Raw genomic sequence first — 10175 nt, forward strand, 5'->3', positions numbered from 1 at the left:
TCCACTATGCGCCTGCCTATATTTTAGGCACAATTCTTATGAGCACCCACGCTATCCCTTCGCCCCCGGCGATCACGCCCATCGACATCGGTCCCGTGCGGATCGAATGCCCGGTCGTGCTCGCGCCGATGACGGGCGTGACAGACCTGCCGTTCCGCACGCTGGTGCGCCGCTATGGCTCCGGCCTCAACGTGACCGAGATGATCGCCAGCGAGGCTGCGATCCGCGAAACGCGCCAGTCCATCCAGAAGGCCGAGTGGCACCCGACCGAGGAACCGGTATCGATGCAGCTCGTCGGTTGTGACCCCCTATCGATGGGCGAAGCGGCCAAGCTTCAGGAAGACAATGGCGCAGCAGTAATCGATATCAACTTCGGCTGCCCGGTGCGCAAGGTCGTCGGTCAGCTGGCAGGCTCCGCGCTGATGCGCGAGGTGGGCCTCGCCACGAAGCTGATGGAAGCGACGGTAAAGGCTGTCTCCGTCCCGGTGACGGTCAAGATGCGCATGGGCTGGGACCATGCCAGCCTCAACGCTCCCGAACTCAGCCGCATCGCCGAGGACCTGGGCGTGAAGATGATCACCGTCCACGGTCGCACGCGCAACCAGATGTACAAGGGCAGCGCAGACTGGTCTTTCATTCGCAAGGTGAAGGACGCGGTGTCGATCCCCGTCATCGTCAACGGGGATATCTGCTCGATCCAGGATGCCGCGCAGGCGCTGGAGCAATCGGGCGCGGACGGCCTGATGATCGGACGCGGCGCCTATGGCAGGCCGTGGCTGCTGGGTCAGGTCATGCATTGGTGGCGCACCGGCGAGATGCTGGAGAGCCCGACATTCGACGAGCAGTACGAAACCGTCGCCGAGCACTACGATGCCATGCTTGAGCATTACGGCGAGGACGTGGGCGTGAAGATCGCGCGCAAGCACCTGGGCTGGTACACCAAGGGAATGCACGGCAGCGCCGACTTCCGCAACAAGGTGAACTTCATCGACGATCCTGCGCAGGTGAAGGGCGAACTCGAGCGGTTCTATGAGCCGTTCCTGAGGCGCCGCGCCGCGTGAGCGCGGAGCCGCCCGCGCAGCCCGATCCGGCGCTGCCTAATACCCCGCTAGCCAATCCGTCGCTACCGGGCCCGCGCGAACAGTTGAACGGTCTCGGCTTCGGCATGTTGCTGCTCGATCCCCAGCACGTCATCCGCGAGGTCAATCCCGCAGCCGAAAGCCTCTTGGGCGTCAGCCTGAAACGGATGCGTGGAAAGTCATTCTTAGACATTCTCGATTTCGTGCACAGCGGTGTGCGGGACCGGCTTGCTGACACGGAGCGACAACTGGTGGCGCGCGGCGTGGATGTCACCGTCGGCAAGCGCGACCTGCGGCTGAACATCACCATGTCCACGCTCTCCAACCATCCGGGCTGGCGCATGGCGACGCTTTCCGACGCAAGCCAGGGCGAGCGCTTTGAGGAGCAGGAGCGGCGCGGGCAATTGCGCGGCCCGGCCGTGCTGGCGCACGAGATCAAGAACCCGCTGGCCGCCATTCGCGGGGCAGCGCAGCTCTTGCAAAGGAAAGTGGGAGAGAGCGAAACGGCATTGACCGGGCTGATCGCCGACGAAGTCGATCGCATCGCCCAGTTGATCGACCGGATGCAACGCCTAGGGCGGGAGCGGGCCGAGCCCGTTGGTCCCGTCACCCTGCACCAGGCCATTCGCCGGGCGCAGGAAACGGTGCGCATTTCGACAGATGCAACGGTGGCCTGGCGCGAGGAGTTCGATCCCTCGCTGCCCCCGGTCCTCGGCAACGAGGGGGCACTGGTGCAGGTGCTGGTGAACCTGATGGCCAATGCCTGCGACGCCTGCAGCGACAGCGTCGCACCGCAGGTGACGGTACGCACGCGCTTTGTCAGCGGCATGGTGATGAACGTGATTCGCCTGGGTCGTCCGGTCAAACTGCCCATCGAGATTTGTATCAGCGACAACGGTCCGGGCGTCGATCCGTCGATCCGCGACGATATCTTCGAGCCCTTCGTTTCTAGCAAGACCAACGGTCAGGGGCTGGGGCTCGCGCTGGTGCAGAAACTGGTGCGCGACATGGACGGGCGCGTCAGCCATGAACGGGACGAGGACGGGGGCTGGACGCATTTCCGCATCCACCTGCCGATGGCTCGCTAGAATTCGAGAGGGGATAGCATGGCACACCGCGCGCTGCTGGTAGAGGACGACAACGCCATCGCCACGGTTATCCGTGCCGCGCTGCAGGACGAGGGCTTCGAAGTCGACAGCACCGACACGGTGGCCGGTCGAGACGAGGCCCTGTCGAAGCAGGATTATGGCGTGATGCTCACCGACGTCATGTTGCTGGACGGCGACGGGATCGAGACGCTGGGCGCCGTGCGGGACGAATTTCCGGACATGCCGGTGATCATTCTTTCAGCGCAGAACACGCTGGATACAGCCGTGCGCGCCACCGATCGCGGGGCGTTCGAGTATTTTCCCAAGCCCTTCGATCTCGACGAACTGGTCCGCGCGACGCGGCAGGCGGTCGAGACCGCCAAGAGCGGGATCTCCGGCGAGGAAGATCCGGGGCAGGGCCTGCCGCTGATCGGGCGCAGCCAGGCGATGCAGGAGGTCTATCGCCTGATCACGCGCGTGCTTCACAACGACCTCACCGTGCTGGTTCTAGGCGAAAGCGGCACAGGGAAGGAACTAGTCGCCGAGGCGATCCACGAACTTGGCGCGCGCAAGACGGGGCCGTTCGTGCCGGTCAACACCGCCGCGATCCCGCGCGAACTGATCGAGAGCGAGTTGTTTGGCCACGAGAAAGGCGCCTTCACCGGAGCCACTGCGCGCAGCATCGGCAAGTTCGAGCAGGCGCAGGGTGGCACGTTGTTCCTCGACGAAATTGGCGACATGCCCGCAGAAGCGCAGACCCGCCTGCTGCGCGCCTTGCAATCGGGCCGCATCCGCCGCGTCGGCGGGAGCGAGGAGATTGCCGTCAACGTGCGGATCATCGCCGCGACCAATCGCGACCTGTTGCCGATGATCACGGCTGGGGAGTTTCGCGAGGACTTGTACTACCGGCTCAACGTAGTGCCGATCAAGCTGCCGCCGCTACGCGATCGTACGGGCGACATCGCGCCGCTTGCGCTGCACTTCCTCTCTCGCGCGGCAGGGGAGGGGCTGCCTAGACGGTCGCTGGGAGAGGATGCCGCGCAATTGCTGATGAAACAGCCGTGGCGCGGCAACGTGCGTGAATTGCAGAACCTGATCTACCGCGCCGCCCTGCTTTCGCGAGAGGACGTGATCGACGCAGAGACGATCGTCTCCCTGCTGGACACCGCTCCAGATGGACACGGATCGGCGGGCGACAACATTGGCGATGCGGTTACGAACTGGCTTCAAGCGACTCAGTTCGGCGAGGGAAACCTCTACCACGAAGCCCTTGCCGAGCTTGAACGGCCGCTCTTTCGTCATGCCCTTGCGAGGACCGCCGGGAACCAGCTCAAGGCCTCGCAATTGCTCGGCATAAACCGCAACACGCTGCGCAAGCGTCTCTCCGAACTGGACATCGATCCGGAGAGTTTCTCGCGCAATTAGGGGATAACGGCGCTTTTAACTTGCAAAGCAGCAACAGCGTTGTTGTATGCCTGCAACGTGACAGAAACGCCACACCCCGACACGGCGAACCGCGCCCCGAGAAGGTCACGCTTCTTCCGCCGCGCAGCAGTCGCATCGCGTCGTCTCAACCTGTTCTTCTGGCTTGAAGTCCTTTGCTACATCGCGCTTGCGCTGATGGTGCTGACGGTGTGGTTCACCCTTGCAGGGCGCCCCACCTACGGAGAGCCGATCCCTTCGTGGCAAGCGGCTGCGCTGCTGGTGGGAACACTCCTTCCCGCGCTTGGCCTGATCGTCCTGTGGGGCAGGCGCATTGCCATCCGCCGGGCGGGCAGCACCACGGCGCGGCTGCATGTGAACCTTGTGTTCTTCTTCTCCTTGCTCGCGGCCATCCCGACGCTGTTCGTCGCCGTCTTCGCCTCCATCCTGTTCCAGTCCGGGGTGCAGTTCTGGTTCAGCGACGATTCGCGCGGCATCCTCGAGAATGCCAACAACCTGGCCGAAGGATATTACAACGAGAACCTGAGAGGGGTGGGCAACAACGCCGTGGCCATGGCGGGCGACATGCGCTTCGTCATGCAAAACGTACCCGTGGCCAGCAATGAGTTTATCGACCAGTTCCTGTACCAGACCTATTCGCGGGAACTGAGCGAGGCGGCGATCATCCGTCTGCCGGAAAACGGGGAATACCGCCTGATAGCCCTCGCTGATCCCGACGACGATCGGGAGCGTCAGCGCATTACCAACGACGCGATCGAACCGCTGCGCAGCGGGCAGTCCTTTACCGTGGCCTCCACGCCGGAGCGGACCGAAGCTATTGCCATGCTTGACGAAGAGCTGGACCTTTACATCTACGTTGCCCGCGATGCCCGTCCCGAAGCCGCGCGCCTCTATCGTCAGGCGCAGAACGTAGCCGGCGCGTACGACGACCTGACCGAGCGCGCGCGGGTGCTGCAACTGCAATTCAACCTGGCCCTTTTCGGCGTATCCCTCGCTCTCGTCGCCCTTGCCGTCTGGGCCGCGCTGCGCTTTGCCGATCGCCAGGTGAAGCCGCTGGCAGAACTGGCCGAGGTGGCGCAGGAGATCGGAGCGGGTAATTACGCCATGCGCGTGTCCGGCCGTACCGGGCAGGACGAGATCGGCCTGCTCAATCGTGCGTTCAACCGGATGACCGCCCAGATCGAGCGGCAGACCGACGCGCTGCTGGGCGCCAACCAGCAGCTGGATGAACGCCGCGCCTTCATCGAAGCCGTGCTGCAATCGATCACCGCCGGTATCGTCTCTATAGACGAGCAGGGGCGCATTCAGCTGATGAACAATTCCGCCCAGCGCCTGCTGTTGGGTCAGGAAGGGCCAGTGCCGGTCAACGTGCCGTTGGAGGAGGTCGCTCCGCAGATGGCCAAGCTGGTCACCGAAGGCTCGATGAGCGAAATCATCCAGATCAGCCGAGGCGGCGAACTGTTGACGTTGGCGGTGCAGCTCGCCCCCGATGCCGACGGTTTCGTAATAACTTTCGAAGACATCACCCGCCAGCTGCTCGATCAGCGTCAGGCCGCGTGGAGCGACGTTGCGCGGCGCATCGCGCACGAGATCAAGAACCCGCTTACGCCCATCCAGCTGGCGACCGAACGGCTGAAGAGGCGTTATTCCAAGCAGATCGACAAGGATGTCGAGCTGTTCGACGAACTGACCGGCACGATCATCCGGCAGGTCGGGGACCTGCGCAAGATGGTGGACGAATTTTCCAGCTTCGCACGCCTGCCGAAACCGGTGTTTCGTAGCGAGGATGCGGTTGATCTGGTACGTCAGGCGCTGTTCCTGCAGGAGGTCGCGCATCCCGAAATTACTTATGGATTCTCTGCCGCGCGCGACATTCCTCCGGTAGAGTGTGACCGGCACCAGGTCGGCCAGGCCATGACAAACGTGTTGAAGAACGCTGCCGAGGCGGTTGATGCTCGCATCCCCGACGCCCCGGCCGACTGGCGCGGACGCATCAACGTCGCGATGCGACAGGATGGGGAGCACATAGAGATCGCCATCACGGACAATGGCATCGGCCTGCCGAAAGGCGGGGAGAACGTGATCGAACCCTATGTCACCACGCGCGAGAAGGGGACTGGTCTCGGTCTCGCGATCGTGAAGAAGATCGTCGAGGAGCACGCTGGCGACCTCGAATTCTCGGCACTCCCGGACGGGGGCACCAAGGCAATATTGCGCTTCGCCATCCACCCGGGCGACCTGGATGAAAACAGCGAAGCGGCTGAATGATTTTTGCAGGAGAGCACTGAATGGCACTCGATATCCTCGTCGTCGATGACGAACGCGACATCCGCGATCTCGTCGCTGGCGTACTCAGTGACGAAGGTTACGAATGTCGCACTGCCGGAGACAGCGACGGCGCGCTTGGGATGATCGACGAACGACGTCCCAGCCTCGTGCTGCTGGACGTGTGGCTGCACGGCAGCCCGATGGACGGGCTCGAAGTGCTCGATGCCATCAAGCAGCGTGAGCCGAACCTGCCCGTCATCATCTTTTCCGGCCACGGCAATGTCGATACGGCAGTCTCGGCGGTGAGCCGCGGGGCAATGGATTTCATCGAGAAGCCCTTCGAGGCCGAGAAGCTGCTCCACCTCGTTTCGCGCGCAACCGAGACCGAGCGCCTGCGCCGCGAGAACGAGCGCCTGCGCGAAGGCATGGCATCACACGACGAGTTCACGGGCAATTCCAGCGCCATCAATGCCGTGCGCGCCACGCTCAAGCGCGTGGCCAATACCGGCAGCCGCGTACTGGTGAGCGGTCCGGCAGGAGCGGGCAAGGAAGTGGCGGCGCGCCTGCTCCACGCGTGGAGCCCGCGCGCCGACAAGGCCTTCGTGACGGTCAATTCCGCGCGGATCACTGCCGAGCGGTTCGAACACGAGCTGTTCGGCGAGGAGGCCGACGGCAAGCTGCTGAGGGCTGGTTTGCTGGAGATGGCCGATGGTGGCACTCTCTATCTGGATGAGGTTGCGGACATGCCCGAAAGTACGCAGGCACGCATCCTGCGCGTACTCACCGACCAGAGTTTCGTTCGCGTGGGCGGCAACCGGCAGGTTGGGGTGGACGTCCGGGTGGTTTCCTCGACCGCGCGGGATCTGCTTGCGGAAATCGAGGAAAAGCGCTTCCGCGAGGACCTGTTCTACCGCTTGAACGTGGTGCCGATCGACATTCCTCCGCTGTCGGAGCGCCGCGACGACATTCCTGCATTAGCGGATCATTTCTTCACCCGCTACGCACGCGAGCAGGGTCTGGAGCCGCCCACCATCGCACCCGAAGCACTGGCTGCCATGCAGGCCTATGACTGGCCGGGCAACGTGCGCCAGTTGCGCAACGTCATCGAGCGCACGGTGATCCTTGCGCCGCGAGAGGATTTCAAGACCATCACGCCCGGCATGTTGCCGGCCGAAATTACCGGCGGCTCCGAAGAGGGTTCCGGAGGCATTTCCTCGCTGATGGGCGTTCCCCTTCGCGAAGCACGCGAGAGTTTCGAGCGGGAATACCTGCGCATCCAGATCCGGCGTTTTTCCGGAAATATCTCCAAGACTGCTGGCTTTATCGGCATGGAACGCTCGGCTCTTCATCGTAAGCTCAAGCTGCTCGGCATGAACGAGCGCAACGGCAACGGCGACGAAGACTAAAAAAGCGTCCAGGACTTTCGGGAAGGTCAGGAACTATTTGCCGCCCGAAAGTTTTTGCTCATATACGCTGCAATGCACAAAAGTGCAGCCGGTGATTCCCGCAGTTGTCACGCGGGATTGCCAGACTGCGGGTTTCGGCTCGCCAAGAACCATGGAGTCAAAGAAATGACCAAGGGCACCCTTTCGGCACGACCAAGATCGGTCGCAGAGCCCGAACCGCGCGCCGCAAAGCCTGCCAATGGCAACAAGAATGCCAACCTGCAGGATGTTTTCCTGAACCACCTTCGCCGCGAAAAGACGCCTGTCACCATGTTCCTTGTCAAGGGCGTGAAACTTCAGGGCATCGTCACGTGGTTTGACAACTTTTCCATCCTGCTGCGGCGCGATGGACAGTCCCAGCTGGTCTACAAGCACGCAATCTCCACGATCATGCCGGGCCAGCCCGTCGATGCAGACCAGTTCGGCAGCGGGCCCGACGGCGGCAAGAAAATGCGCCTGTTACAAGACATTTTCCTCAGCCGCGTGCGCGATGCAGGCGTGCAGGTGACGATGTTCCTCGTGAACGGCGTCATGCTGCAAGGCCGTATCGCCAGTTTCGACCTGTTCTGCATGCTGCTGGAGCGTGACGGATACGTTCAGCTCGCCTACAAGCACGCCGTGTCCACGATCCAGCCGGACAGGCCGGTCGATCTGACCGACGACGAGCTGGATGAAGACGAAGGCGACAACGACTGATTGTAGACGACGATATTGAAGGCGAAGTAACCCGCGGTGCGCGGGCGCTTGTCGTTTGTCCGGACATCCGCGCCCAGCGCCGCGACGATGATCCAGACGCGCGTCTCGAGGAGGCGAAGGGTCTCGCGCTTGCCATCGGCATCATCGTGGCCGAGGCGTTCATAATTCCCGTGCGCGAAGTGCGGCCCAACACCCTGTTCGGGGAAGGGCAGGTGCAGCGGATAGCTACCGACTGCGAACTGCACGAGGCGGAGCTCGTCATCGTCGATGGGGCCCTGTCGCCGATCCAGCAGCGCAACCTGGAAGAGAAGATCGGCCGCAAGGTCATCGACCGCACCGGCCTGATCCTCGAAATCTTCGGCGAACGCGCTGCCACGGCGGAAGGCCGCTTGCAGGTGGAACTGGCGCACCTCGATTACCAGGCCAGCCGTCTCGTACGCAGCTGGACCCACCTCGAGCGTCAGCGCGGTGGCTTCGGCTTTCTTGGCGGCCCTGGTGAAACGCAGATCGAGGCGGACAGACGTCTCATCCGTGACCGCATGGCGAAGCTGCGGCGCGAACTGGAACAGGTCCGCAAAACCCGCGAACTGCACCGCAAGCGCAGGGGCAGAGCGCCTTGGCCCGTCATCGCTTTGGTGGGTTACACCAACGCCGGTAAATCCACGCTTTTCAACCGCTTGACCGGCGCTGATGTGATGGCGGAAGACCTTCTGTTCGCCACGCTGGACCCCACGATGCGGGCCATCACGCTGCCCGGCGTGGAAAAAGCCATCCTGTCGGACACGGTGGGCTTCATTTCCGATCTGCCGACTCAGCTGGTGGCCGCGTTCCGCGCGACCTTGGAAGAGGTAACGGCGGCCGATATCGTGCTCCACGTGCGCGATATTGCCAATCCGGACAGCGCATCCCAGAAGAAACAGGTGCTGCAGGTCCTTTCCGATCTTGGTGTGATCGACGAGGAGGACGGGGAAGGGGAGCCTACGACGATCCTCGAAGTCTGGAACAAGTGGGATCTGCTTGATGACGAGCTTCGCGAAGAGCTTTCTGGCGTTGCCGCCAACGATGAAAAGGTCATGCCGATTTCCGCCGTTACCGGCGAGGGCATCGAGCAATTGCGCGAGAAGCTGGGCGCCGTGCTTACCGAAGGCGCGCGGCGCCATTCGCTGATGATTCCCGCGAGTGACGGCGCACGCATTGCCTGGCTGCATGCCCACGGCGAAGTCCTCTCCGACAATGACGGCGGGCAGGGGGCAGAGGGTCCCATGCGCCACATCGAGGTGCGGCTGACGGAAAAGGAATGGGGTCGGTTCGAGACGCTTTAGGCTTCGCGTTCCTGCCGTTTGACTTCCTGCCACAGGGCTTCCTGCGCATGGAGATCGCGGGCCGCGAAATCCCCGCCTGCAAGGTCTTCCATCGCGCGATACCGACGCTCGAACTTCGCGTTCGCAGCCTTCAGAGCTTCTTCCGCACCGATCCCATATGACCGCACGAGATTGACCGCCGCAAACAGAAGGTCGCCCGCTTCCTCGGCGCGGTCTTGCTGCCCGGCTTCCTGCAATTCTCGCACTTCTTCGGCCAACTTGTCTGCCGGTCCTTCTTGGTCGGGCCAGTCGAAGCCATCGCGAGCGGCGCGCTTCTGCAATTTCTCGGCGCGCAGCAGCGCCGGCAAAGCGCGGGCAACGCCATCCATCGTGCTGGTCGATCCGCCCTCTGAGCGCTCCGCTGCCTTGATGTCTTCCCAGCGCTGAGCGTCCATCGCGCCGCCTTCGTCACCGAAGATATGCGGATGGCGCGCTTCCATCTTGTCGGAGATGGCGCGGGCAACGTCGTGAAAGTCGAAATGTCCGGCTTCCTCCGCCATGCGCGCGTGGAACACGACCTGGAGCAGCAGGTCACCCAACTCGCCGCGAAGATCGTCCATGTCGGCCCGGTCGATTGCGTCGGCAACTTCGTAGGCCTCCTCAATGGTATACGGCGCGATAGTCTCGAATGTCTGCGCGACGTCCCATTCGCAGCCGTGCTGTGGATCGCGCAGGCGCGCCATGATGGCGAGGAGGCGGGTCAATTGTTCGGCCATGGAATGCTCCGGTGCGCGAGAAACTATAGAATGATAATATATATTATGTTAAATACAATCGAAGGGCTTTTCTTCGTTC

Annotated in this window: 8 protein-coding genes; 7 read left to right on the plus strand and 1 reads right to left on the minus strand. The window is 62.8% G+C overall.

Going from position 1 to position 10175, the window contains the following annotated elements; genetic code table 11:
- Positions 1-38: 38 nt before the first annotated feature.
- The 7 genes from dusB to hflX all read left to right on the plus strand — a co-directional run bounded on the left by dusB (position 39) and on the right by hflX (position 9341).
- Positions 39-1061: a tRNA dihydrouridine synthase DusB gene (gene dusB / locus D4Q51_RS14550; protein ID WP_120078538.1), complete on the plus strand. Its 1023-nt coding sequence runs from the start codon at positions 39-41 to the stop codon at positions 1059-1061.
- Positions 1058-2167 carry a two-component system sensor histidine kinase NtrB gene (locus D4Q51_RS14555; protein WP_240624771.1) on the plus strand — a complete coding sequence of 370 codons (1110 nt, stop codon included), beginning with the start codon at positions 1058-1060 and terminating at the stop codon, positions 2165-2167. Before dusB ends, D4Q51_RS14555 begins: the two co-directional genes overlap by 4 nt.
- An 18-nt stretch (positions 2168-2185) precedes the next feature.
- Entirely contained in the window at positions 2186-3592 is a 1407-nt protein-coding gene (locus D4Q51_RS14560) for a sigma-54-dependent transcriptional regulator (RefSeq protein WP_120078539.1), read from the plus strand.
- 57 nt (positions 3593-3649) lie between these two features.
- The gene (locus D4Q51_RS14565; RefSeq protein WP_240624773.1) at positions 3650-5878 is read left to right on the plus strand and encodes a sensor histidine kinase; all 2229 of its coding nucleotides are present in this window, start codon (positions 3650-3652) and stop codon (positions 5876-5878) included.
- Between the two features lie 20 nt (positions 5879-5898).
- Positions 5899-7284: a nitrogen assimilation response regulator NtrX gene (gene ntrX, locus D4Q51_RS14570; RefSeq protein ID WP_120078540.1), complete on the plus strand. Its 1386-nt coding sequence runs from the start codon at positions 5899-5901 to the stop codon at positions 7282-7284.
- Positions 7285-7449: 165 nt separating this feature from the next.
- Entirely contained in the window at positions 7450-8019 is a 570-nt protein-coding gene (hfq, locus tag D4Q51_RS14575; protein WP_120078541.1) for an RNA chaperone Hfq, read from the plus strand.
- On the plus strand, positions 8019-9341 hold the full coding sequence (hflX, locus tag D4Q51_RS14580) for a GTPase HflX (RefSeq protein ID WP_205689520.1): 1323 nt from the start codon (positions 8019-8021) through the stop codon (positions 9339-9341). The genes hfq and hflX overlap by 1 nt, the downstream gene beginning before the upstream one ends.
- Here the strand turns inward: hflX and mazG are convergent.
- Positions 9338-10096, minus strand: coding sequence for a nucleoside triphosphate pyrophosphohydrolase (gene mazG / locus D4Q51_RS14585; RefSeq protein WP_120078543.1), 759 nt, complete (start codon positions 10094-10096; stop codon positions 9338-9340). The two genes, hflX and mazG, sit on opposite strands and share 4 nt — an antisense overlap.
- Positions 10097-10175: the final 79 nt, after the last annotated feature.

Source organism: Aurantiacibacter odishensis, assembly GCF_003605195.1.
Classification (GTDB): domain Bacteria; phylum Pseudomonadota; class Alphaproteobacteria; order Sphingomonadales; family Sphingomonadaceae; genus Alteraurantiacibacter; species Alteraurantiacibacter odishensis.

Excerpts from the sequence above, each read along its gene's own strand:
- dusB (WP_120078538.1), top strand. The coding sequence starts at position 39 with ATGAGCACCCACGCTATCCCTTCGCCCCCGGCGATCACGCCCATCGAC.
- D4Q51_RS14560 (WP_120078539.1), top strand. The coding sequence starts at position 2,186 with ATGGCACACCGCGCGCTGCTGGTAGAGGACGACAACGCCATCGCCACG.
- ntrX (WP_120078540.1), top strand. The coding sequence starts at position 5,899 with ATGGCACTCGATATCCTCGTCGTCGATGACGAACGCGACATCCGCGAT.
- hfq (WP_120078541.1), top strand. The coding sequence starts at position 7,450 with ATGACCAAGGGCACCCTTTCGGCACGACCAAGATCGGTCGCAGAGCCC.
- mazG (WP_120078543.1), bottom strand. The coding sequence starts at position 10,096 with ATGGCCGAACAATTGACCCGCCTCCTCGCCATCATGGCGCGCCTGCGC.